Raw genomic sequence first — 24,986 nt, forward strand, 5'->3', positions numbered from 1 at the left:
CATCGCCCGACCCGACCCGACCCGACCCGACCACCGCCCCGTCGTCCGCCGCCCGAGCCCCTACGGAAGAGACCCGGAACATGTCCCTGTGGCCCGTCTACACCGGTACGAACGAGCCCCACGACGGCATCGCCCAGCTGCCCCCGCCGCCGCCCTGGCGCGACTTCGACGGCGGCCCGGTCCTTCCCGCCCCCTCGGACGACACCTCGGCGACCTCGCCGGACCGCAGACACCGGGCCCGGACCTACCGGGCGACCGAGAACTGCGTCCAACTCGTCAACGCCGCCCTGTACTTGCGCCGCCCCCTCCTCGTCACGGGTCCGCCCGGCAGCGGCAAGTCGAGCCTCGCGTACGCGGTCGCCAGGGAGCTGGGCCTCGGCCCGGTCCTGCGCTGGAACATCACGAGCCGCAGCGCCCTGCGCGACGGGCTCTACCAGTACGACCCGCTCTCCCGGCTGTACGCGGCGGGCCGCGCCGCCACCAGCCCGCGCCCCGACGAGGGGCCGGGCGCGCGGCCGGACGAGGACGCCCGCCCCGACCGGGCCGGCGTCGAGGACCACCTGCGCCTCGGCCCCCTCGGCACCGCGCTGCTGCCCTACGCCCGCCCCCGCGTCCTGCTCATCGACGAGATCGACAAGAGCGACCTCGACCTCCCCAACGACCTCCTGAACATCCTGGAGGAGGGCCAGTACGAGATCCCCGAGCTGGTGCGGACCGCCCGGCACGCCCCGGAGGCGGGCCTGCTCGCCGACGGCTCCGACGACCCGGTCACCGTCGTACGCGGCAGGGTGCGCTGCCGCGCGTTTCCCTTCACCGTCCTGACCAGCAACGGCGAGCGCGAGTTCCCGCCCGCCTTCCTGCGCCGCTGCGTCACGCTGCGGCTGCGCCAGCCGCGCGACGAGCACCTGGAGGAGATCGTCCGCGCCCACCTCGGCGAGCCCGACGCCTACGCCAGGAGCCTCATCACCCGCTTCCTGGAGCGCGGCAGCGGCGGCGAACTCGCCACCGACCAGCTCCTCAACGCCATCTACCTCACGGGCGCCGCGGGCATCGACGCCGCGTCCCGCGACGAGCTCGCCCAGCAGCTGATGCCGTACCTGACGCAGGCGGCGGATCCGGGGCCCGATGCGCTCTGACGCCTCCCGTCGCGGAACCCCGCTGGCACGCCTGGCCGACGTACTGGCGCGGGCGTCGGACGGCGCCGGGCCCACCCCCGTCGAACTGGCCGAAGTGCTGTGGCTGGCCGAGCAGGAGCGGGCGCGGTCCGCGGCGGGTCATTCGCGGGCCCCGGACGACGACGAGGCGGCGCGCTCCGCCCTCCCGCCGTCCTCGCACGCCGACGCGTCGCCGGACCAGGGCCCCGTCGCGCCGACCGAAACCGCGGACGACGAACGGGTGCCGCTGTACCTGCCCGCGCCCCCGGCCGGGAGCGGGGACGGGGACGGAACACTCGCGCCGCGACCGGCGGGAGCTTCGGCCCGTCCGTCCGACGGCCGGGACGCGCTCGGCGCCCGCGGCGGGGCTCGCCCGGCCACCGTCCACGCGACCCTCCGCGTGCCCGTACCGCCGATGGTCGCGCACCCGCTGGCCCTGCAGCGCGCGCTGCGCCCGCTCAAGCGCCGCGTCCCCTCGCCGGTCGGCCGCGTGCTCGACGAGGAGGCCACCGCACACCGCATCGCCCGCCTCGGCGCGCGCCCCTGGGACTGGCTGCCGGTGCTGCGCCCGGCGGAGGAGCGCTGGCTGCGGCTGTCCCTCGTGTACGACGCCGGGCCGACGATGCCCGTCTGGCGCCCACTGGTCCGCGAACTCCACACGGCGCTCGTCCAGTCCGGCATCTTCCGCACGGTCGAGCTGCACCACGCGTCGCCCGACGGCACGGTCCCGCCCCAGGCGGCCGCCGCCCCCGCCACCGGGCGCACGGTCACCCTCCTCGTCAGCGACTGCATGGGCCCGCAATGGCGGGAGGGCGCGGCGGGCGACCGCTGGTACCGCACGCTGCGCCGGTGGGCGGAGCGGATGCCGCTGGCCGTGATCCAGCCGCTCCCGGAGCGGCTCTGGCGCACCACGGCGCTCCCCACGACACCGGGCACACTCGCCGCCCCGCACCCGGCCGCGCCCTCGGGCGCGCTGACCTTCACCCCGTACGCCGCCCAGCCACCGCCTCCCGGCGCGCTGCCGGTCCCGGTCCTGGAGGCGGCACCGAACTGGTGGGCCCATTGGGCGTCGCTGGTGGCGGACGGGAGCGGGGTACAACTGCCGGGCGCGGTGGGGTGGTTAGGGGCCGGCCCGACCCCGTCCCGCTCGCCCGACGAGCCGCCCCCCGAGGACGTCACCCGCCCTTCCCCCGAGGACGTCACTCGCCTCTCCCCAGAGGACCTCGTCCTGCGCTTCCGCTCCACGGCGTCCGCCGAGGCCTTCCGCCTGGCTGGCCACCTGGCCGTCGGCGAACCCCGGCTGCCGGTCATGCGGTTGGTCCAGGCGGCGGTGGAGGCACGCCCGCGCCCGCAGCACCTGGCGGAGGTGATCCTCAGCGGAATGCTGACCGTGCGGTCGACGGCGGACCCGGAGTCCTACGCGTTCCGTGACGGGGTACGGGAGGTGCTGCTGCGCACGTTGCCGCGCACGGCACGGGGGCGCACTCGCGAACTCCTGGCCCGGGCAGGCCAGTTGATCGACGACCGGGCGGGGGTGGCGCCGGGCGAGTTGCGGGCGGTGGCGGGCGTACGGGTGCGGGGGGCGGGCGCGGGGGTGGAGTCGGGGCGTGGCGGCGCCGCCCGGGTTCCGGAGGGGGAGCCGTTCGCGACGGTCGCGCCGGAGACCGTGCGTCAGTTGGCCGGGTCGCGGGACGGCCGGCCGGCCCTCGGGACCGCAGGGCCCCTGTTCGGAGGCCGCTATCGGGGCCTGGAGCAGATCGGGCTGAGCGGACGGGTCTGGCGGTCCGAGGACGTGCGCGACGGGGGCAGGACCGTGGTGGTGCAGCGGTTCCTGCGGGCGCCGCGATGGCTGCGCCTGGACTTCACCGGGGCGGCGCGCCGGCTCGCCCGCTTCCGGCACCCCCATGTGGCGGCCGTGCACGACTACGGGTTCCACCGCCAAGTCCCGTATCTGACCATGGACTTCGTCGAGGGCCGCAGTCTGGAGGACCTGCTCCTGGACCACCCGCGCGGGCTGCCCGCCGACCAGCTCATGGACCTGGTGCCGCGCCTGGCCGACGCGGTCGCGGCCCTGCACGCGGCGGACCTGGCGCACGGCGCGCTGACCTCGCCCTATGTACGGGTCTCGGCCGCCGGGCCGGTGCTGTGCGGCTTCACGCTCCGCCCCTTCGACGAGGCGAGCCGCGCGGACGATCTGCGGGCGCTGGGGCGGCTGGTCCGGGAGATGTTCGAGCCGCGGGAGACGTACGGGGCCCAGGTGGCACACGCGCCACGGGACACTTCCGAGTTCCACGGCCCGTACGAGCCGCAGGAGGAGGACCCGGCCGACCTGTGGGCGACGCACCCCGCTTCCGCCGGCCCTTCGTCAGACCCCGCCGACGACTTCTGGGGTCCGGATCTCTGGTCCGACGACCCATGGGCGTTGGGCCCGCCCTCCTTCGAGGACGCCCCCCAGGAACCGGACCCCGCCGACCTCCCGGCAGCGGGCCGCGCCGCCGACGACCCCTGGGTCGTCGACCCCGATGCGGCCGACGACCCTTGGCGGTACAGCGCCTCAGGGGCCCCGCAGTCCCTGCGGCGCGACCGGCCCGGTACGTACACCCTGACCTCCGAGGCCGCGGGCCTGCTCTCCTCGGGCCTGAACGCCCTCCGCTCCGAGGACGCCGACGGGCTCAGCCGCGGCCTCCGCCTGCTCCGGCAACTCTCCTCACCTTCGCTGCACGGGCGCACGTACTCCCTGCTCGGCCCTCTCCGCGTCACCCAGCCCCACGGCTGGACCCTTTCGGTCACGGATTCGAGGTCGAGGGCGATGCTCTGCGTCCTGCTGCGCCGGGAGGGACGCGCCGTCCCGGATGCGGAGCTGACGGCGGCCATCTGGGGCGCGGATCCCCCCGCCAACGCACCGCGCCTGCTGGCCTCGACCGCCGCCCGGCTGCGCGAGGCGCTCGGGCCGGACTCGGTGGCGAGGACCGGGGACGGGTACGCCCTGCTGCTGACGTCCGCGGCCGACGAGGTCGACCTGTTCCGCTGCCGGGAACTGGCCGCGCAGGCGGATACGCACCGGCGCGAGGGGGAGATCGAGAGCGCCCTGCACTGCGTCGAGTCCGCGCTGGACCTGTGGGACGACGCTCCCCTGGAGAACGTTCCCGACCCGGCGGGCAGGGAGGCGCGCACCGAACTCGCCGATCTCCACTCCCGTCTTGTCCACGGCCAGCAGCAACTCACCGCGGAACTGGAGCAATCCGACCCGGGCACGTCTGAACTCGAAGGCGACCCACAGGGTTTCACCCCCGACGAGGCCAGAAGCCGGCCCGCTCCACACGAGCGGTTCCCCCGCTCCCGGCCCGACGCCCTCGCCCCCGAGGAATCCGCCTCGTCCGACTACCTCCCGTACCCGGCGACCGACGTCTCCTTCGCCTACCCCACCCATCCGGACCCACCGTCCGACGACGCCCTGCAGACCCTGGGCCGCGCCGTCTCCCACCTGCTCGTCCGCGGCGGCATCGGACCGGAGCGATTCGAGATGCGGCTCCAACGGTACGGGTGGGATGTGACCGTGGCCCCCGAGGTGGACGCCCTCCAGGTACTCCTCACGACCGTCGACCACCTGCCCGGACTCCTGACCGAACTCCACACGCCCCACGGCGGGTTCGACCCTCTCATCCTCACCGTCACCGTGATACTCGACCCCGACCGGACGGCGCCCGCACCCCCGCTCCCCTCCGGACTCCGCCACCTCTCCGACCGCCCCGGAACCCGCGCGGCCGTCATCATCTCCGGCGACCTGTACGTCCGCCTCACCCGCTCGGGCCGCACCACCGCCCCCCACGCCTTCGAACCGGTCCCCCAGTCCGACGACTGGTACTGCACCGTTCCGGCGGGGCCGGGGGCCGACTCCAACCCCCCGCCCGACGGGGCGGGCACCACCGCGCCGGATCCTCCGTCGACCACTCCGGGCACCCCGTCGGACGCGTCGTCCGACCCCGGCGCCTCGTCAGGCGTACCACCCGCCCCGGATGCCCTGCCGGACACGTCGGCCAGCCCCGAGGCCTCGTCAGGCGCACCGCCCGCCCCGGACGCTCTGACCGAAGCAGCAGCCATCCCCGACGTCCCAATAGGTCTGCCCCCCGCCCCGGACACCCTGCCGGGCACCTCGACCGCCCCCGAAGTCCCGTCGGGCACCCCGACCACCCCGACCACCCCGACCACCCCGACCACCCCGACCACCCCGCCGGAAGCGTCAGCCACCCCCGACGTCCCGTCGGACCCGGCACCCGCCCCCGAAGCCCCCTCAGCCACCCCGCCCACCTCCGAGGCAGCCCCCTCAGCCACCCCGCCCGCCTCCGAGGCAGCCCCCTCAGCCGACCAGACCCCCGCTCCCACCCACTCCTCGGCAACGACACCCCCCACCCCCCGCCACAACACCCCCACCCACCACCTCCCCCACCCCATCGACTCCCTGATCCTCGGCTTCGACGGGACCCTCGCCCAGCTCTATCCGGGGCGAGCCGCACGGGACGCCGCGCGAGCGCTTGCCGCTCTCATCGCCGAGCGGCGCGACCCCGAGGCGGCCGAAGCGGGGGAGCCCCTGGTGCCCGGTGGAGGGCACGCCGTCCTCGCGGACGACCGGATCCACCCCCTCGACATCCTGCGCGACTTCGCCCACCACCCCACGCTCCCGGCCGAACTGCACGCCCACCTCGAAGACATCGAGCTGCGGGCGGCGACCACGACGAAGCCTCCCGGCTCCCTCGCGGACGCTCTGCGCGCTCTCGCCGGACCCGCCCAACGCCTCCCCCTGGCCATCGCGACCGACGTCTCCCCGCGCGCCGTCACCGCGTACCTGACCGCCAAGCGCCTCCCCTTTCCCGAGGCCGCCGTGCACGGCCGTACCGCCGACCTCACCCGCCTCATGCCCGACCCCGACTGTCTGCGCCGCGCGCTGGACCAGCTGGGCTCGTCGGCGGAGCGCTGCGTCATGGTCGGCTCCTCGGCGGTGGAGGCGACCGCGGCGCGCGACCTGGGCATCCCCTTCATCGGGATCGCCCCCGACAGCCGGACCCGGCAACGGCTGCTCGACGCCGGCGCCCGGTTCACGCGCGCGCTCCTGTCGGACGTGGCAGGGGCACTCCGCGAGCGCTGAGCACCCCGGGCCCGACGGGGAGCGCACCCCGGCGCGGACCCCGACGCGACGCGATCCCGGTCCCTGCCCCCCCGGCCCCCCGGCCCCCCGGCCCCCCGGCCAGAAAAGATCACCCGTGCGGCCGCACCCCGCCCGGCCCATCCCACCGCGCGGCCCGCCCGCCCCCGTCGCACGATGCGAGAAAGGACCGCCGTCCGACGGTCCGTACGGTCTGCGCTCTCGGGAGGATCTGCCATGACCGTCAGTCTGGAGCAGTTGCGCCGCTGCCATATCGCCGTCGACCTCGGAGCCGCGAGGACCCGTGTGTTCGTGAAGGGCGCGGGACTCGTCGTCGACGAGCCGAGCGCCGCCGCCGTCAACACCCGGACCGGCGCGCTCATCGCGGTCGGCCACTTCGCCGAGCAGATGACGGGACGTACGCCCGGATACATCCGGGTGGTCCGCCCCGTCTCCGGCGGCACCGTCGTCGACATCGAGATGGCCCAGCGGATGCTGCGCAACCTCATCGGCGAGAAGCTCCGCCGCGCCCTGCGCCGCAAGCCGCGGCTGCGCGCCGCCGCCTGCACCCCCCACGACGCCGACCCGCTGGCCCAGCGCGCCGCCATCGAGACGATGGTCGGACTCGGCGCGCGCCGGGTGGAGCTCGTGGACACCCTCATCGCGGCGGCGGTCGGCTGCGGCCTGCCCGTGGAGCGTCCCGAGGCGACGATGATCCTCGTCTGCGGCGCCGCCACCACGCAGGTCGCGGTCCTCTCGCTCGGCGCGATCGTGACGGCGGAGCGGATCCCGGTGGGCGGCGAGGCCATCGACAACGCGATCGTGCAGCACCTGCGCCACCACCACGAGCTGATGCTCCCCTCCCAGTCCGTGCGCCCCCTGCAACTCGCCCTGCGCGGCAACGGCCTGACGCCGCAGGGGCCGGAGTCGACGGAGATCCACGGCAGGGACGTCGCGACGGGCCTCGCCCGTTCCGTCCAGGTGGACACCGCCGCCGTCCGCGACGCCATCCACACCCCGCTCACCGCCGTACTCGACGGCATCGGCAAGGTGCTGCGCGACTGCCCGCCGGATCTGGTGGCCGACCTCGCCGACCGCGGCATCATGATGGTCGGCGGCAGCGCGCTGCTGCCCGGCCTGGACCAGATGCTGCGGGACGCGACCGGAATGCCCGTACATATCGCGGAACGGCCTGATGTGTGCGCCGTCATGGGGCTCGGTGCGATGCTGGAGGGCAAGATCCAGCCGCTGGCCCTGGCTCCGCTCTCCGGCTGACGCCCTCGCCGGCCGCCCGGGCAGCCGCCTCCCCCGACCACGGAGTACGTCGTACGTGACCGAGATGCCCGACGGGACGGACGCGCCGCCGTCCGCGATGCAGCCACTCCTCGACGCCGTCCTCGACGTGGGCACGGAGCTCGAACTCCGTGCCACGCTCCAGCACATCGTGGACAGCGCGGCGCGGCTGACCGGGGCGGGGCTCGGCACGCTCGGGGTCGACGCGCCCGGCCTCGACGGGCCGGCCGAGCTCTTCGTGGCGGGCGGCCCCGCGCGTCACCCCGAGGGTGTGCCGACGGTGAGCCCCGCCGCGACGGCGGACGGCACGGCGTTGCGGGTGCCGATCGAGGTCCACGACGAGCCGTTCGGCACGCTGCTCCTGGCACACAAGGAGCGGGGCGGCACCTTCACGGACGAGGACCAGCAGCTCCTGCGGGTCCTGGCCAGCCAGGCGGGCATCGCGATCGGCAACGCCCGCCTGTTCGAGGCGGCCCGCCAACGGGAGCGCTGGATCGAGGGCGCGGCGGCGGTCACCACGGCCCTGCTCACGGGCGAGGCGGCGGCCGACGCGCTGATGACGGTGGCGGACCGGGCGAGGATCCTGGCGGGCGCGGCGGCGGGGGTGATCCTGCAGCCCACGGAGGCGGGCGGCATGCGGATCGTCGCGGCGGCGACGGACGGCGCGCCGCACGGCTGGGGCACGTCGGCTCGGGCCGCCGGGCCGGAACGGAACGTGTGGGCGCCGGCCCCCGGGGACCGGCCCCCGGGGCCGGCGCGGCCCACGCCTGCGGCGCAAGCTCGGGTCGACCACCCGCCGTCCCCCGGGGCGACGGACCGGGGGACGCCCCGCCCCCCGGAACCGGCCATGGGGACCGCCGCCCCCGCAGAGAGCGCGCCCCCGCCCACCACACCTCCCATGGAGCCGACCTCGCCCACGGCACCTCCAGCGGAGCCGCGGCGCGGCCGTCCGACGACCGCCACGCCGCCGGCCTCCGGCTCACCCGACAGGCGAAATCCGGCCGCAGCCACGCCGGCACACACCCCCACCCCCACCCGCGACCCTTACCCCCCGACCCACAACGACCTCATCGGCACCACCATCGAGCCCGGCAGCGCCGTGCTGGAGCAACTGCTCGGCGGGGAACCCGTGTTCATCGAGGACTCGGCGACCGACGCCCGGATGACGACGCACGTGCGCGTCCGTTTCGGGCCCAGCATGATGCTGCCGCTGCAGGCCGGCGGCCGGCTCATCGGCACGCTCGCGCTGCCCCGCCGCCGCGGCGCGCCCGCCTACACGCCCGCCGAGCGCCTGCTCGCCACCCAGTTCGCCTCGCAGGCCGCGCTGGCCCTCGTACTGGCCGACGCACAGCAGAGCCGAGAGCGCCTCGCGGTCTTCGAGGACCGCGACCGCATCGCACGCGACCTGCACGACCTCGTCGTCCAGCGGCTGTTCGCCACCGGCATGATGCTGGACGCGACCCGCAACAGGGCCCGGTCGACCACGGTCGAGTCCACCCTCGATCACGCCGTCGACGAGCTGGAGTCGACGATCCAGGAGGTCCGTACCGCCATCTTCGCCCTGCAGCAGCCCCCCGCCGACGCCCCCGCGACCTTCCGCGGCAAGGTGCTGCGCGAGACCGCGGGCGCGTCCGCGGTCCTCGGCATCCGGCCGTCGGTGCACTTCGCCGGCGCCGTCGACCACCGCGTCACCGAACCGACCGCCGGCCACCTCCTCGCCGCCCTGCGCCGCGCGCTGGCCGCCGCGTCGCGCCGCACCGGCGTCACCCGGGTCGACGTCGCGATCGACGCGAAGGCCACGCTGCCCGACAGCAGGGAGGGCGTACGCCTGACGGTGTACGACGACGGGGACACGGACGGCGTCGAGGCGGGCACGACGGTGACCTGGCAGGCGCCGCTGTAACCCTCGCTGTAACCCTGGGAGAACGTCAGAGCTCGACCACCGAGACCTCCGTGGCCTTCACACTCGTCCACACCTCGGCCCCGTCCACGAGCCCGAGGTCGAACGCGGCCTGCGGGGTGATCTCGGCGACCAGGTCGGGCGCCTCGGGCGAGGCGATCAGGACGCGCAGCCGGCTCCCGGCGGTGGTGATCTCCCGTACCGTCCCCGGCCAGACGTTGCGCGGACTGCCCTCCGGCTTCTCCCGGTGCACGGACACCGCCTCCGGCGCGATCACCGCGAGCGCCGGCGCACCCGCCCCCGCCGTCGGCGGCTCGGCGACGACCAGGCGCCCCTGTCCCGCCAGCACCAGCGTGCCGTCGGCGTCGACCGTGCCGGGCCACGCGTTGCGGCCGAGCATCCGAGCCACCCACGGCGACCGCGGATGCCGGGTGACATCGGCGGGCGAGGCGTCCTGCAACGTACGCCCGTCGTCGAGTACGAGGACCCGGTCGGCCAGCGACACCGCCTCGACGGGATCGTGCGTGACGATGAGGCACACCCCGCCGAACCCTTCGAGGTGGCGGCGGAGCGTGTGGCGGACGTGGGCGCGGGTGGTCTGGTCGAGCGCGGCGAGCGGTTCGTCGAGGAGCAGCAGCCGGGGCCGCGCCGCCAACGCCCTGGCGAGCGCGACCCGTTGGGCCTGTCCGCCGGAGAGTTGGGCGGGCCTGCGGTGCGCGAGGTGCCCGACGCCGAGCCGGTCGAGCCAGACCTGCGCCTCCCGGCGCGCCTCGGCACGCCGCACGCCCTGCGCGCGCAGCCCGTACGCCGTGTTGCCCAGCGCGCCGAGGTGCGGGAAGAGGGCGCCTTCCTGCGGCACCCAGGCGACACCGCGGCGGTGCGGCGGCAGCGCGGTGACGTCCCGTTCGCCGAGCCGCAGCCGCGCGTGGGCGCGCGGGGTGAGCCCGAGCAGGGCGCGCAGCAGGGTGGTCTTGCCGGCGCCGTTGGGTCCGACGACGGCGATGGTGGTGCCGGGGGCGGCGTCGAGGGTGAGCTGGTTGTGACCGGTGACGTCGGCGTGCAGGGCCCACTGTTCGGAGGGCTCCGCGGCCTTCACTGCCGCCGAAGTCGCCGGGGTCACCGAAGGCCCCGAAGTCGCCGAAGGCCCCGCTGCCGGGGAGGCGGGCGCCGCCGCCGGATCGTCCCCTTCCGGGGAGTCGGCGGACACCGATCCCCGTACTCCCCGTACGCCCTGTACGCGCACGGAGGCCCCCGCCGTCCACCGTCCCCGCAGCCCCACGAGGACGGCCATCGCGATGGCGAGCAGGAGCAGCGACAGCGAGGTGGCGGCCTCCGGCGAGTCCTGGAGGAGCAGATACACCTGGAGCGGCAGGGTCTGCGTGGTCCCGGGCAGATTCCCCGCGAAGGTGATGGTCGCCCCGAACTCGCCGAGGGCCCGCGCCCAGGTCAGCGCGGCTCCCGCGACGAGTCCGGGGGCGACCATCGGCAGGGTGACGGTGAGGAACACCCGTACCGGAGAGGCCCCGAGCGACGCCGCGGTCTCCTCGAACCCGGGCCGCAGCCCGCCCAGCGCGCCCTCCAGACTGATCACGAGGAACGGCATCGCGACGAAGGTGGCCGCGACCACCGCGCCCGAGGTGTGGAAGGGCAGCACGATCCCGAAGGTGTTTTCGAGCCAGGGTCCGAGGACCCCGCGCCGCCCGAACCCGAGCAGCAGCGCGACGCCGCCGACGGTGGGCGGCAGCACCATCGGCAGCAGCACGAGGGACCGTACGAGCGCCTTCCCCCGGAACTCCACCCGGGCAAGGAGCCAGGCCAGCGGCACCCCGAGCACGAGCGAGAGCCCGAGCGCCCAGCAGGAGACGAGCAGCGACAGCTTCAGGGCCTGGGTGACGCCGGGGGCGGTCAGATGCGCGCCGAGGTCGCCCCACTCGGTCCGCGCGAGGATGCCGACGAGCGGCATCAGCAGGAACGCGACGGCGAGCAGGGCGGGAACGGCGAGCGTGAACGGCGGCCGGGTACGGACGCGTGGACGTGAGCGGGGCATGGCGCGGGACGGCTGTCGCGGTCGTTACGGCTTCTGGAAGCCCGCGTCCCGAAGGATCTTCTGCGCCTCGGGGGTGCTGAGCCACTTCACGAACGCGGCGGCGGCGTCCCCGTTCTTCGACCCCTTGAGGGTCGCGGCCGGGTAGGAGGCGACGGCGTTCTGCGCGTCGGGGATGTCGACGGCGTCGACCTTGTCGGTCGCGGTGGCGGCGTCGGTCTTGTAGACGATGCCGGCGTCGGCCTCGCCGAGCTCGACCTTGCTGAGCACCGAGCGGACGTTGGCCTCCTTGGAGACCGGCTGCACGGAGACCTTCTGGGCGTCGAGGACCTGCTTGCTGTACCGCCCGACGGGCACGGTGTCATCCGCGAGGACGACCTTGAGCTTGCTGTCGGAGAGATCCTTGAGCGACGCGACCTTCTCGGGGTTGCCCTCGCGGGTGGCGATGACGAGCCGGTTCTTGGCGATGATGTCGGGCTTGTTCGTCTCCCCCTTGAGCCCGTCCATGGTCTTGGTGTCGGCGGTGACCAGCACGTCGGCGGGCGACCCCTGCTTGACCTGCGCGGCAAGCTCCTGCGACCCGGCGGCGGAGACGGTGATGTCGGTGCCGGGGTGCTCCTTCTCGTACGTCTTCTCGGCGGTGGCGAACACGTCGGTGAGGGAGGAGGCGGCGAGCACGGTGAGCTTCACGTCCTTGCCGCTGCCGCCCTCCTTCTTCCCGTCACTGTCGTCATCGCTGCCACAGGCGGCGAGGGGCACGAGCAGGGCGGCGGTGACGACGGCGGCGGCGGTACGGCGCACGGTACGGGCGGAGAACGTCGGGGACATGAGTGGGCTCCTGGCGGTGGCGTACGGGGAGTGAGGCGGGGGGGCTTCGACCGCCCGACGTCAGGCGCGATCGATGTGCACGTTGGTGGACTTCACGCGGGCGGTGGCCTCGACGCCGACCTCCAGGCCGAGCTCCTCCACGGCCTCCCGGGTCAGCAGCGAGACCAGCCGGTGGGGCCCGGCCTGGATCTCCACCTGCGCGGCGACGTCACCGAGCTTCACGGCGGTGACGATGCCGGGAAAGGCGTTGCGGGCGGTGGTGTACGAGACGTCCTCGTCCCCCGCGTCACCCCCGCTCCGCGCGAGCTCGACGGAGAACGCGGCGAGATCCCGCCCGTCGATGAGCCGCCGCCCGCCTTCATCGCGATGCGTGACGACCCGACCGGCATCGGCCCACCGCCGAGCGGTATCGGGACTGACCCCGAGCAGACGCGCGGCCTGCCCAATCGTGTAGGACTGCATGTGCGCCACGATAAGGGCGATGGCCTCGCATTTGTAAAAGTTGAGGTGGATCTCCATCGCAAATGCGCCCCGCCTTGGAGAAACCTCTGAACCGTCGGGCCGTAGGTCGGCGGCACAGGCCGTCTTGCCGGGAGTAGCGTGGGAACAACACCTTCTGGTGGGGGTACCGGTGAACACACCTTTCGGTTCAGGCATGGGCGACCGCGTTGCGGAACTCAGGTACAGACGCGGCCTCACGCAAGAGCAACTTGCCGAGCGCGCGGATGTCTCCGTCGATGTCGTGCGCAAGCTGGAGCAGGGCCGCAGGAAGACTGCCCGGCTCACCACCATCAACTCACTGGCCCAGGCGCTCGACACGGAACCCAGTTACCTGGTGGGGCAGCCGACCACGTTCGAGACGCACGGCATGCCGGAAGAGGACGCGCCCTCGGTCCTCGCGCTGCGCCAGGCGATCTCCCCGATAACCAACCTGCTCGACGGCGAAAGCGACCCAGAAGACCCGCCCAGCATTCACGAACTTCAGGAGTCGCTCCGGTCGACTGAAGCCATCCGCCGCGAGGGACGCATGGCCGAGATCGGCGTACTGTTGCCGCCGCTCATCAAGGACGCCCGCGCCGTCGTCCACGCCTCCACAGGCGCCGACAAGGCCGCCGCCAACTCGGTCCTCGCGCTCGCCTACCAAGTCGCTTCGGTCACGCTCACCGGCTTAGGTAAAGAGGACGCCGCGTTCACCGCGATGGAACGCTCACTGCTCGCCGTTCAAGGCTGCGATGACCCCGGCCTGGAGACGATGGCCGCCTCCACCTTCTCCTACGTCCTCACCAAGCAGGGCCGCCTCGCCGACGCCGAACGCGTAGCGCTGAAACAGGCCGAGGCCATCGAGCCGGGGTTCCACAGCGGCCCGCAGGACCTGGCCCTCTGGGGGATCCTGCTCCTGCGTGCAGCCACCGCCGCAGTGCGGCGGGAAAGTCATGGGCAGGTGCTGGACCTGCTTCGGCTGGCCAAGGGTGCCGCCGAGACCATGGATGGCGATCTCCTGCTGTACGCCACGCCGTTCGGCCCGACCAACGCTGGTGTGGCACGGGTCAACTTTCTCGTCGAGATGGAGCACGCCGACGACGCCGCGCAGGCGGCGCGCCGTGTGCCCAATCTGGCCTCCCTACCGCCGACGTGGCGGGCCCGTTTCCACGTTGACCGCGCTCTGGCCTTCAGCGACATGGATAAGGACCGCTCGGCTGTCAGTGCCCTGCTTGCTGCGGAGCAGGACGCCCCTGAGTGGATGCGGTATCACTCGACTTCGCGCCGCCTGGTCGAGGAGTTGCGCGGGCGCTCCACGCGACGCGATGCCCCCGTCAATGGGCTCGCGGACCGACTGGGCCTGCTGAGGTAGGGCGCCCTGTCCTACCTGATTCGTAAGCTAGGACTGCCCGTCACTGGGCGGTGATCGCGCCTCTCCATAGCGTGATCTGCATGACGCGGCGTCGGCTCACCCCCGCCAGGCGAAAGCCGACGCCGCACCCATGCAGATGCGGACGGGAGACGCCGGTGACCGAGACCCAGACGATAGGGGAACTCCCCGTCGAGCTGCCCGACCCCCAAGACCTTGCCCAAGCGCAGGTGTGCGGAAGGGCCTGTGTGTGGTGCGCGGTGGCTCTCGACAATGCCGCAGCCGTCGACCTGGGCGACCGGGACGTCGGAGCACACGGCAGCGTCACCCGCTGGTTCCCCCGCAGATGCCGTCCGTGCGGCTACACGCACCTCTACGCGGCGCTCCAGGCGCACAGAGAAAGCTGCAAGCAGTGCACCACCAGTCTCCCCTGGTGCATCCGGGGCCAGCGACTGTTCGGCGCGGCCATGCGGATCAGCGAGCCGGTGCGGCGATGAGTGGGGGCACGCGCTTCTGCTGGCGCTGCGACGAGCCGATCCTTGCCGGGCAACCTGTGGTGACCGGCGTAAAGGTGTCGATCTCCGGCGGAGGCGCGACCTTCGTCAGGCATTGGGACTGCCCGGGACCGGGGGGGGGTACCTTCGGCAGCCGCCCGGCCCGCTGCGCTCGAAGGGGACGTCGTAATCGCGGCCCCTCCGCCCTTGTGCGGGACGTGCCACTATCCGATCCAGGACGGCGAGAGCTACGCGACGCGGATCTGGGGCCCCGAACGGGACTGTCCCTGCCCATGCCAGGCGCCGGCGCCCGAGAGCGAGGCCCTGGGGACTCACGGGCCACCCAAACGGGCGCCACCCGGAGGTTTGCGGCGTTGACGCAGGTGGAATCGTTCCTGCGCCCTAGCGCTGTGGTGGGGCGGGTGGGACTCGAACCCACGGCCGACGGATTATGAGTCCGCTGCTCTAACCGGCTGAGCTACCGCCCCTAACGGCGCGTCGCGCACATTTGTGCGCGCCGTCTGCCGCAGCATAGCCGCTCATACGATCTCCTGCTTCGGATGGTCGGCATCGCTCGACCATGAGGACCTCCGTGCTGCCCGCATGGTTCCACCAGGCGCGAAAGAGGTACGGGACAGGCACGGACACGTGCACGAACGGACACGAAAAAGGACCCCCGAGGGGGTCCTCGGGGGTCCTTCGTACAGCTCTCCCGACTGGACTCGAACCAGTAACCTGCCGGTTAACAGCCGGCTGCTCTGCCAATTGAGCTACAGGAGACCGAGCTCCCCCGACTGGACTCGAACCAGTAACCTGCCGGTTAACAGCCGGCTGCTCTGCCAATTGAGCTACAGGGGATCGTCTCGTTTGCATCGAACGCACCTACCTGGGAACTCTCCGGGCGGCGGGCGTTCGCTGCGACACATACATTAGCGCAAGCAGGGGGGTGCTCCGCCAATCGGTATCCCCTCGGGCGATCAACGGCGAGCGCCGGCACCGTGACGGCATACGTGACGGCCGACAGTGACGGCACACCGTGACGGCAGACAGTGACAGAGCGACGCACGTGCGCAGCCGATGCAGCGGACGACGTAGAAGAAGGGTGGCAGCCATGCGGTACCGGCTCACATTCGTGGTGGGACTGGCCCTCGGGTACGTGCTCGGGACCCGGGCCGGACGCGAGCGCTACGAGCAGTTGAAGAAGTCCGCCCGCGAGATCTCGCAGAACCCGGCCGTGCGCAACACCGTCGAGTCCGCGACCCAGCAGGGGCGCGAGGTCGCGGGCAAGGCGCTCCACTCGGTCTCCGAGAAGGTCGGGGACCGGATGCCCGACTCGGTCGCCGGCCGGGTCCGCTCCCTGCGCGAGCAGCGCGGGCAGGGCGGCGCCGGAGACGACTGGGGCACCAGCAACACCTGACGGAGCCGAGCGGTCCGCCGCGCGCGTCGCCCCGCCGCAGAGGCCGGGCGGCGCGCTCCGCGTCCGGTGGCGGCATCGCGTGGAGCGAACGCGGGTACGGGACACGCCCCGCGGTGCGGCAGAATTCCCTCATGGGGATAGTCGCAGGGTTGGACAGTTCGCCCGATTTCACGCGCATCGTGGTCTGTGACACGGACACGGGCGCCGTACTCAAGCAGGGCTATGCCCCGCATCCGCTGGAGAGCGGCGAGGGCGGCTCGCGGCCGTCCGACGTCGATCCACAGGCGTGGCTGCTCTCCCTCGGCGAGGCGGCCGGCGGCGGGCTGCTCGAAGGCGTGCAGGCCATCGGCGTATCGGCCCAGCAGAACGCCCTCGTACCGCTCGACCAGCACGGCAACACCGTGCGGCCCGCCCTCGTCGGCAACGACCGCAGGACGCAGGTCGCCGCCGTCGACCTCGTCGACCGGCTCGGCGGGCGCGAGGCGTGGGCGCAGGCCGTGGGGTGCGTACCCCGGTCCGCGGAGCCGGTGACGAAGCTGCGCTGGCTGGCGAAGACCGAGCCGGATGCCGCGCGCCGGGTCTCCGCCCTCATGCAGGCCCCCGACTGGCTCGTCTGGCAGCTGCTCGGCCGGCCCGCCCGCCGGACGACCGACCGCGGCGGCGCATCCGGCACCGGGTACTGGTCCGCCGCGACCGGCGCGTACCGCCCCGACCTCGTCGAACTGGCCCTGGGCCACCAGGCGATGCTCCCCGAGGTGATCGGCCCCGCCGAGGCCGCGGGCACCACCCCCGAGGGGCTGCTGATCTCCGCGGGCACTGGCGAGACGATGGCCGCGGCCTTCGGGCTCGGCGTGCAGCAGGGCGACGCCGTGGTGTCGCTCGGGGCGTCGGGCTCGGTGATGGCCGTGCACCACGAGGCTCTCGTCGACGCGCGGGGGATCATCACCTCACTGGCGGACGCCACGGGGCTGCATCTGCCGGTGGTCCACACGATGAACGCCGTACGGGTCCTGCGCGGTACGGGCGAGATGCTCGGGGTCACCGACCTGGAGGAGCTCTCCGCGCTCGCCATGAAGTCCACGCCGGGCGCCCACGGGCTCGTACTCCTGCCCTACCTGGAGGGCGAGAAGACGCCGAACCTGCCGCACGCCGCGGGCACGCTGACCGGGCTGCGGCGCGAGTCGATGAAGCCCGAGCATCTGGCGCGGGCCGCCTTCGAGGGGATGCTGTGCGGGCTCGGCGACGCGCTGGACGTGCTGCGCGGGCGCGGGGTCGAGGTCCGGCGGGTCTTCCTGCTGGGCGCGGCCGCCGAGCTGCCCGCCGTCCAGGCCGCCGCGCCGATGCTGTTCGGCACGCAGGTCGTGGTGCCGCAGCCCGCGGACTACGCGGCGATCGGTGCGGCGCGGCAGGCGGCCTGGGCGCTGACCGGTCAGCTGCCGTACTGGCAGGGGGCGGCGGCGCAGGTCTTCGAGCCGGGCGAGGAGCTCGCGGTGGGGCAGGCGGTGCGCCAGCAGTACGCGACGGTGCGGGAGCAGTCCCATCCGGGGGCGTTCGCCTCCTGAGACCCGTCCTGCCGCGCGCGGCCCCGTCTCACCGTGCGCGGCGACGGGCGACACGAAGATCCTTCAGTGGATCCACTTCTTTACCCGGGCTGAAATTTGACCCGGTCATGGGTTAATCGGTTGCACACCCACGGGTCGGGTGTCGCAGGATTGAGGGCCACCTCGCCCACCACCCTGCCGACACCCGACTCCTCGAGAGACCGAGCGTGCTCATAAGACTCCTGCGGACGTATCTGCGTCCGTACCAGAAACCCATCGCCCTGCTGGTGCTCCTGCAGTTCCTGCAGACCTGCGCCGCGCTCTACCTGCCCTCCCTGAACGCCGACATCATCGACAACGGTGTCGTCGAGGGAGACACGGGCTACATCCTCGGCTTCGGCGGCATCATGATCGCCGTCACCGTCGTGCAGATGATCTGCAACGTCGGGGCCGTCTACTTCGGCGCACGGACCGCCGCGGCGCTCGGCCGGGACGTGCGGGCCGCCGTCTTCGACCGCGTGCAGTCGTTCTCCGCGCGCGAACTGGGCCAGTTCGGCGCCCCGTCGCTGATCACCCGCACCACCAACGACGTCCAGCAGGTCCAGATGCTGGTCCTGATGTCGTTCACGCTGATGGTGTCGGCGCCCATCATGTGTGTGGGCGGCATCGTGATGGCGCTCGGCCTGGACGTGCCGCTCTCCGGGGTCCTCCTCGCCGTCGTGCCCGTCCTCGGCGTCAGCGTGAGCCTGATCGTGCGGCGGCTGCGGCCGCTGTTCCGCACCATGCAGGTGCGCCTCGACACCGTGAACCGCGTGCTGCGCGAGCAGATCACCGGCAACCGCGTCATCCGCGCCTTCGTCCGCGACGAGTACGAGAAGGAGCGCTTCCGCAAGGCCAACGCCGATCTGACCGAGGTCTCGCTCGGCACCGGCAGGCTGCTCGCGCTGATGTTCCCGATCGTGATGACCGTCGTGAACCTCTCCTCGATCGCGGTGGTGTGGTTCGGCGCCCACCGCATCGACAGCGGCGGCATGCAGATCGGCGCGCTCACCGCGTTCCTCGCCTATCTGATGCAGATCGTGATGTCCGTGATGATGGCCACCTTCATGTTCATGATGGTGCCGCGCGCGGAGGTCTGCGCCGAGCGCATCGAGGAGGTCCTGGACACCGACAGCAGTGTGGTGCCCCCGGCCGCCCCGGTGCGCGAGCTGCGCAGCCACGGCCACCTGGAGATCCGGGACGCCGGCTTCCGCTACCCCGGCGCCGAGGAGCCCGTCCTCAAGTCCGTCCACCTCGTGGCCCGGCCCGGCGAGACGACCGCGGTGATCGGGTCGACCGGCAGCGGCAAGTCGACGCTGCTCAATCTCGTGCCGCGGCTGATCGACGTCACCGAGGGCGAGGTCCTGGTCGGCGGCGTGGACGTGAGCACCGTCGAGCCCGCGCTGCTCGCGCGGACCGTCAGCCTCGTACCGCAGAAGCCGTACCTGTTCGCCGGCACCGTCGCCACCAACCTGCGCTACGGCAACCCCGACGCCACCGACGAGGAGCTCTGGCACGCGCTGGAGGTCGCGCAGGCCAAGGAGTTCGTCGAGGGTCTGGAGGAGGGCCTTGACGCGCCCATCTCGCAGGGCGGCACCAATGTCTCCGGCGGCCAGCGCCAGCGCCTTTCCATCGCGCGCACGCTCGTGCAGCGTCCGGAGATCTACCTCTTCGACGACTCGTTCTCCGCGCTCGACTACGCCACCGACGCGGCGCTGCGGGCCGCGCTGGGCCGTGAGACCTCCGAGGCGACCGTCGTCATCGTCGCCCAGCGGGTGTCGACCATCCGGGACGCCGACCGCATCGTGGTCCTCGACGAGGGCCGGGTCGTGGGCACCGGCCGCCATCACGAACTGATGGAGGGCAACGAGACCTACCGGGAGATCGTGCTCTCCCAGCTGACGGAAGCGGAGGCCGCGTAATGCCCCCAGGTGGTATGGGCGGGCCCATGATGGGCCCCGACTCCCGTTCGATGAACTTCAAGGGGTCCGGCAAGCGGCTGCTCGCGCAGTTTCGGCCCGAGCGCGCCACGCTGTACGCGATGCTCGCCGCCGCCGTCCTGAGCGTCGCGCTCTCCGTGCTCGGCCCGAAGATCCTCGGCCGCGCGACCGACCTGCTCTTCGCGGGCATCGTCGGCCGTGACATGCCGGCGCGGGCGACGAAGGAGCAGGCCCTCGACGCGCTGCGCGTCAAGGGCGAGAGCGGCATGGCCGACATGCTCTCCGGCGTCGACTTCACCCCCGGCGAGGGCATCGACTTCGGCGCGGTGGGCGAGGTCCTGCTGCTCGCGCTCGGCACCTTCCTGGTCGCGGGCCTGCTGATGGCCGTGGCGACGCGGCTCTCGAACCGGGTGATCAACAAGACCGTCTTCCGGATGCGCGCCGAGGTCCAGACGAAGCTGTCGCGGCTTCCGCTGTCGTACTTCGACAAGCGCCAGCGCGGCGAGGTCCTGAGCCGCGCCACGAACGACCTCGACAACATCAACCAGACGCTGCAGCAGACGATGGGGCAGCTCATCAACTCGCTGCTGACCATCATCGGCGTCCTGGTGATGATGTTCTGGGTCTCCCCGCTGCTCGCCCTGGTCGCGCTGGTCACCGTCCCGCTGTCGTTCTTCGTCGCGACGAAGGTCGGCAAGCGGTCCCAGCCGCAGTTCGTGCAGCAGTGGAAGACCACCGGCAAGCTGAACGCCCACGTCGAGGAGATGTACACCGGGCACGCCCTGGTGAAGGTGTTCGGCCGGCAGGACGAGTCCGCCGAGGCCTTCCGCGAGCAGAACGAACAGCTGTACGAGGCCGGGTTCAAGGCGCAGTTCAACAGTGGTGTCATGCAGCCGCTGATGTTCTTCATCTCGAACCTGAACTACGTGCTCGTCGCCGTGGTGGGCGGTCTGCGGGTGGCCTCCGGGTCGCTGTCCATCGGTGACGTGCAGGCGTTCATCCAGTACTCGCGGCAGTTCTCGATGCCGCTGACGCAGGTCGCCTCGATGGCCAACCTCGTGCAGTCGGGCGTCGCATCGGCCGAGCGGGTCTTCGAGATCCTCGACGCCGAGGAGCAGGAGGCCGACCCGGTGCCGGGCGAGCGCCCCGACCACCTCGAGGGCCGGGTCGAGATGGAGCACGTCTCCTTCCGTTACGAGCCGGACAAGCCGCTCATCGAGGACCTGTCGCTGGTGGTGGAGCCCGGTCACACGGTCGCCATCGTCGGCCCGACGGGCGCCGGCAAGACCACCCTGGTCAACCTGCTCATGCGGTTCTACGAGGTGACGGGCGGCCGCATCACCCTGGACGGCGTCGACATCGCCGGGATGTCCCGGGACGAGCTGCGCACCGGGATCGGCATGGTCCTCCAGGACACCTGGCTGTTCGGCGGCACCATCGCGGAGAACATCGCGTACGGCGCGTCGAAGGACGTCACGCGCGAGGAGGTCGAGGAGGCGGCACGCGCCGCGCACGCCGACCGTTTCGTGCGGACGCTGCCCGACGGGTACGACACCGTGATCGACGACGACGGCACGGGGGTGAGCGCCGGCGAGAAGCAGCTCATCACCATCGCGCGGGCGTTCCTGTCCGACCCGGTGATCCTGGTGCTCGACGAGGCGACCAGCTCCGTCGACACGCGTACGGAGGTCCTCATCCAGAAGGCGATGGCCCGCCTCGCGCACGGGCGTACGTCGTTCGTGATCGCGCACCGGCTCTCCACGATCCGGGACGCGGACACGATCCTGGTGATGGAGGACGGCGCGATCGTGGAGCAGGGCACGCATGACGCGCTGCTGGCGTCCGAAGGGGCGTATGCGCGGTTGTACGCGGCGCAGTTCGCCCAGGCGGTCGCCGAGGTGGACTGAGGTCAGTCCAGGTAGCCCCGCAGCTGGTCGGCGAAGGCATGGTCCCTCAGTTTGTTGAGGGTCTTCGACTCGATCTGCCGGATCCGTTCGCGCGTCACGCCGAAGATGCGGCCGATCTCCTCCAGCGTGCGGGGCCTGCCGTCCGCGAGGCCGTAACGCAGTTGGACGACCTTGCGCTCGCGTTCGCCGAGCGTGGAGAGGACGGCCTCCAGGTGCTCGCGGAGGAGGAGGAACGCCGCCGACTCCACGGGGGACGCGGCGTCGCCGTCCTCGATGAGGTCGCCGAGCGCGACGTCGTCCTCCTCGCCGACGGGCGCGTGCAGCGAGACGGGCTCCTGCGCCAGGCGCAGCACCTCGCTGACGCGCTCGGGCGGCAGGTCCAGATGGGCGGCGACCTCCTCGGGCGTGGGTTCGTACCCGCGCTCCTGGAGCATGCGGCGCTGGACGCGTACGACGCGGTTGATGAGCTCCACGACGTGCACCGGCACGCGGATGGTGCGGGCCTGGTCCGCGAGGGCGCGGGACATGGCCTGCCGGATCCACCAGGTCGCGTACGTCGAGAACTTGTAGCCGCGGGCGTAGTCGAACTTCTCGACGGCCCGGATCAGTCCGAGGTTCCCCTCCTGGACCAGGTCGAGCATGGTCAGGCCGCGGCCCACGTACCGCTTGGCGACGGAGACGACCAGGCGCAGGTTGGCCTCGATGAGGCGGCGCTTGGCCATCCGGCCCACGACGACCAGCTTGTCGAGGTCCAGGGCGAGTTGGGAGTCGAGGTCGGGGGTGTTGCTCAGCTTCTCCTCGGCGAAGAGACCGGCTTCGACGGCGCGGGCCAGCTCGACCTCCTCCGCGGCGGTGAGCAGCGGGATCCGCCCGATCTCGCGCAGGTACTGGCGGAACAGGTCGGACGAGGGGCCGCCGGCGTCGGCGCGGCCGCGCGGCGTCGGCAGCTCCAGGGTCTCCGGTGCCAGGGCCTCGGGGGCGTCGGCAGCGTCGGGGGCCTCGGGGGCTTCGGCGGCCTCAGGTGCCGCGTCCGGCGCCGTCACGGAGTCCTGTGCGGGCGCCGCGTCCGGTGTGCCCGGCGCCTCCGGATGCCGGCTTCCGCGGCTCTGGGATGGCACCGACTCCAGGACGCCGGGTTCCGCATCCGCGCGTGCGGCGGTGTCGGTCTGGGTGAGGGTCTGGGTCTGCACGGGGGCGACCTCCAGGGTGATCGCAGCTGAGGCGTGCGGCAACGGGAGAGGGACGACGGCCTCGCCGCTGTCCGTCCCGGACACGATGTGTGGAACCGCGGGGGTGTCGGACCCGCTGTCTGCGGGTCGGCCGCGCTCCGAGGACTCAGGCACCGGAACCCAGTGTGGGGCACGACACACGGCCGCCACGAGGGGCGTGCGGTGACTTTTTGAGTCCGGTCCGTGACCGCGTGGTTACCCGGCGGGTAACCCGTGGGCCCGGGGCGAATCCCCGAAAAACCTCAGGGGCCGTTTTCCGGGACCGCCTCGGGGGCCACCCTCAGAGCGCGTCCGCGCCGCGCTCGCGCAGCGCGCGGCCGTACTGCTGCAGGACCCACAACTCGTTCTGCACGGCGGCCAGATGCTGCGGGTCGCCGCCCGCGCCGAGCCGGGCGAGACTGCCCTGTACGTCCCGGATGCGGCGGTCGACGGCGCGCAGCCGGACCTGCACGAGCTGCATGCCCGCGTACATCTCGTCGACCGTCTTGCGCAGGATCGCCTCGACGGCGAGCTCGGTGACCATGGAGCGGACCGCGTCGTCGGGCGCCGCGTCACGGACGCGCACGAGGTACTCCTGGGGGTCCTGCACGCCGTACTCCGCGCCGCCCGCCTCCTCGATGGCGCGGCGCACCGCGGCGTAGGGCGGGGCGGTGAACTCGTCCATGCCGTACGCGTCGAAGGCCGGGGAGACCAACTGCGGGTACTGCAGGGCGAGTTTGATCAGCTCGCGCTCGGTGCGGTGGGCGGGGCTGCGGAGGTTGAGCGCGGGGCCGCTGAAGCCCTGGGGCGCGTTCTCGTACGTCGGCGAGGTGCGCTGGGGGGCCGGGGCGGGGCCGCGGCCGCCGCGGTCGCGGGCCCAGCGGGCCAGCTGGGCGACGCGCTTGACGACGAACTGGGTGTCGAGGATGCCGAGCATGCCGGCGAGCTGGACGGCGACCTCGTGCTGCGCGCCGCTGTTCTTGATGCGGGCGACGACGGGCGCGGCCTCGTCGAGGGCGGCGGCGCGGCCCGCAGGGGTCTCCAGGTCGTACCGGGAGACGATCTGGCGCAGCGCGAACTCGAAGAGCGGGGTGCGGGGTTCGACCAGGTCGGCGACGGCCGCGTCGCCCTTGGCCAGGCGCAGGTCGCAGGGGTCCATGCCGTCGGGGGCGATGGCGATGTACGTCTCTGCGGCGAACTTCTGGTCGTCCTCGAAGGCGCGCAGGGCGGCCTTCTGGCCGGCCGCGTCACCGTCGAAGGTGAAGATCACCCGGGCCGAGCCGTTGTCCATCAGGAGGCGGCGGAGGATCTTGATGTGGTCGCCGCCGAAGGCGGTGCCGCAGGTGGCGATGGCGGTGGTGATGCCGGCGAGGTGGCAGGCCATCACGTCGGTGTAGCCCTCGACGACGACCGCGCGGCTGGACTTGGCGATCTCCTTCTTGGCGAGGTCGATGCCGTACAGGACCTGGGACTTCTTGTAGATCGCCGTCTCGGGCGTGTTCAGGTACTTCGGGCCGTTGTCGTCGTCGCGGAGCTTGCGGGCGCCGAAGCCGACCACGTCGCCGCCGATGTCGCGGATGGGCCACATCAGGCGGCCGCGGAAGCGGTCGATGGGGCCGCGGCGGCCCTCCTGGGAGATGCCGGAGAGGGTCAGCTCCTTGTCGGTGAAGCCCTTGCCGCGCAGATAGCGGGTGAGGTGGTCCCAGCCCGCGGGGCTGTAGCCCACGCCGAAGTGCGCGGCGGCGGCCTGGTCGAAGCCGCGCTCGGCGAGGAACTTGCGGCCGATCTCGGCCTCGGGGCTCTCCAGCTGGTCCACGTAGAACTGCGCGGCGATCTTGTGGGCCTCGACCAGGCGGATGCGCTCGCCGCGCTGGTGGGCGGGGTTGTACCCGCCCTCCTCGTAGCGCAGCGTGATGCCCGCCTGGGCGGCGAGGCGCTCGACCGTCTCCGAGAAGGTGAGGTGGTCGATCTTCATCACGAAGGCGATCGTGTCGCCGCCTTCCTGGCAGCCGAAGCAGTGGAAGAGACCCTTGCTCGGGCTGACCTGGAAGGACGGGGACTTCTCGTCGTGGAAGGGGCACAGGCCCTTGAGGTTTCCGCCTCCGGCGTTGCGCAGCTGGAGGTAGTCGGAGACCACGGCGTCGATCGGGACCGCGTCCCGAACCGCCTTCACGTCTTCGTCATTGATCCTGCCTGCCACGTAGGAATACTACGGGGCACCTGTGACACTCC

General features: G+C 72.7%; 15 protein-coding genes and 3 tRNA genes. 10 read left to right on the forward strand and 8 right to left on the reverse strand.

What is annotated here, in order from left to right; all coding sequences use genetic code 11:
- The first annotated feature begins 80 nt into the window (after positions 1-80).
- The 4 genes from ACFYO9_RS14940 to ACFYO9_RS14955 all read left to right on the forward strand — a co-directional run bounded on the left by ACFYO9_RS14940 (position 81) and on the right by ACFYO9_RS14955 (position 9,490).
- On the forward strand, positions 81-1,136 hold the full coding sequence (locus ACFYO9_RS14940; RefSeq protein ID WP_358773238.1) for a MoxR family ATPase: 1,056 nt from the start codon (positions 81-83) through the stop codon (positions 1,134-1,136).
- Complete coding sequence (locus ACFYO9_RS14945; RefSeq protein WP_358773240.1) at positions 1,126-6,297, forward strand: SAV_2336 N-terminal domain-related protein; 5,172 nt, start codon at positions 1,126-1,128, stop codon at positions 6,295-6,297. Before ACFYO9_RS14940 ends, ACFYO9_RS14945 begins: the two co-directional genes overlap by 11 nt.
- A gap of 234 nt (positions 6,298-6,531) precedes the next feature.
- A complete protein-coding gene (locus ACFYO9_RS14950) occupies positions 6,532-7,569 on the forward strand; it encodes a rod shape-determining protein (RefSeq protein ID WP_355808672.1) in 1,038 nt (345 codons plus the stop codon).
- A 55-nt stretch (positions 7,570-7,624) separates the two neighbouring features.
- Complete coding sequence (locus ACFYO9_RS14955) at positions 7,625-9,490, forward strand: GAF domain-containing protein (RefSeq protein WP_388666292.1); 1,866 nt, start codon at positions 7,625-7,627, stop codon at positions 9,488-9,490.
- Positions 9,491-9,515: 25 nt separating this feature from the next.
- Here the strand turns inward: ACFYO9_RS14955 and ACFYO9_RS14960 are convergent, their stop codons facing one another.
- Genes ACFYO9_RS14960 through ACFYO9_RS14970 form a run of 3 tightly spaced genes read right to left on the reverse strand, consistent with a single transcriptional unit; the run spans position 9,516 to position 12,821 of the window.
- Positions 9,516-11,534, reverse strand: a complete 2,019-nt coding sequence (locus ACFYO9_RS14960; RefSeq protein WP_358773242.1) for an ABC transporter permease — start codon at positions 11,532-11,534, stop codon at positions 9,516-9,518.
- Positions 11,535-11,558: 24 nt separating this feature from the next.
- Complete coding sequence (gene modA, locus ACFYO9_RS14965) at positions 11,559-12,359, reverse strand: molybdate ABC transporter substrate-binding protein (protein WP_358773244.1); 801 nt, start codon at positions 12,357-12,359, stop codon at positions 11,559-11,561.
- 60 nt (positions 12,360-12,419) lie between these two features.
- The gene (locus ACFYO9_RS14970) at positions 12,420-12,821 is read right to left on the reverse strand and encodes a helix-turn-helix transcriptional regulator (protein WP_355808665.1); all 402 of its coding nucleotides are present in this window, start codon (positions 12,819-12,821) and stop codon (positions 12,420-12,422) included.
- 193 nt (positions 12,822-13,014) lie between these two features.
- Between ACFYO9_RS14970 and ACFYO9_RS14975 the strand changes: the two genes are divergently transcribed.
- Together ACFYO9_RS14975 and ACFYO9_RS14980 are read left to right on the forward strand one after the other, a co-directional pair.
- Positions 13,015-14,211 carry a helix-turn-helix transcriptional regulator gene (locus tag ACFYO9_RS14975; RefSeq protein WP_355808662.1) on the forward strand — a complete coding sequence of 399 codons (1,197 nt, stop codon included), beginning with the start codon at positions 13,015-13,017 and terminating at the stop codon, positions 14,209-14,211.
- Between the two features lie 257 nt (positions 14,212-14,468).
- Positions 14,469-14,705 (forward strand): hypothetical protein, encoded by a 237-nt coding sequence (locus tag ACFYO9_RS14980; RefSeq protein WP_355808660.1) that lies wholly within the window; start codon positions 14,469-14,471, stop codon positions 14,703-14,705.
- Positions 14,706-15,113: 408 nt separating this feature from the next.
- Here the strand turns inward: ACFYO9_RS14980 and ACFYO9_RS14985 are convergent.
- The 3 genes from ACFYO9_RS14985 to ACFYO9_RS14995 form a co-directional block, all read right to left on the reverse strand.
- Positions 15,114-15,190 (reverse strand) — tRNA-Ile (locus tag ACFYO9_RS14985).
- Between the two features lie 219 nt (positions 15,191-15,409).
- Positions 15,410-15,482: transfer RNA gene (locus tag ACFYO9_RS14990), tRNA-Asn, on the reverse strand.
- Positions 15,483-15,487: 5 nt separating this feature from the next.
- Positions 15,488-15,560, reverse strand: a tRNA-Asn gene (locus tag ACFYO9_RS14995).
- Between the two features lie 253 nt (positions 15,561-15,813).
- Here ACFYO9_RS14995 and ACFYO9_RS15000 point away from each other — a divergent pair.
- From ACFYO9_RS15000 to ACFYO9_RS15015, 4 genes are all read left to right on the forward strand, one after another.
- Complete coding sequence (locus ACFYO9_RS15000) at positions 15,814-16,119, forward strand: YtxH domain-containing protein (RefSeq protein ID WP_355808657.1); 306 nt, start codon at positions 15,814-15,816, stop codon at positions 16,117-16,119.
- Positions 16,120-16,250: 131 nt separating this feature from the next.
- Complete coding sequence (locus ACFYO9_RS15005) at positions 16,251-17,681, forward strand: FGGY family carbohydrate kinase (RefSeq protein ID WP_355808654.1); 1,431 nt, start codon at positions 16,251-16,253, stop codon at positions 17,679-17,681.
- A gap of 206 nt (positions 17,682-17,887) precedes the next feature.
- Positions 17,888-19,621: an ABC transporter ATP-binding protein gene (locus ACFYO9_RS15010; protein WP_358773247.1), complete on the forward strand. Its 1,734-nt coding sequence runs from the start codon at positions 17,888-17,890 to the stop codon at positions 19,619-19,621.
- Positions 19,621-21,546, forward strand: coding sequence for an ABC transporter ATP-binding protein (locus tag ACFYO9_RS15015; RefSeq protein WP_388666296.1), 1,926 nt, complete (start codon positions 19,621-19,623; stop codon positions 21,544-21,546). Before ACFYO9_RS15010 ends, ACFYO9_RS15015 begins: the two co-directional genes overlap by 1 nt.
- 2 nt (positions 21,547-21,548) lie before the next feature.
- On the opposite strand, the gene ACFYO9_RS15020 is transcribed toward ACFYO9_RS15015, so the two are convergent.
- A complete protein-coding gene (locus ACFYO9_RS15020; RefSeq protein WP_358773250.1) occupies positions 21,549-22,889 on the reverse strand; it encodes an RNA polymerase sigma factor in 1,341 nt (446 codons plus the stop codon).
- Positions 22,890-23,055: 166 nt separating this feature from the next.
- A complete protein-coding gene (gene dnaG, locus ACFYO9_RS15025) occupies positions 23,056-24,954 on the reverse strand; it encodes a DNA primase (RefSeq protein WP_355808645.1) in 1,899 nt (632 codons plus the stop codon).
- Between the last annotated feature and the right edge of the window lie 32 nt (positions 24,955-24,986).

The organism is Streptomyces sp. NPDC005863, assembly GCF_042871345.1.
Taxonomy (GTDB): Bacteria; Actinomycetota; Actinomycetes; order Streptomycetales; family Streptomycetaceae; genus Streptomyces.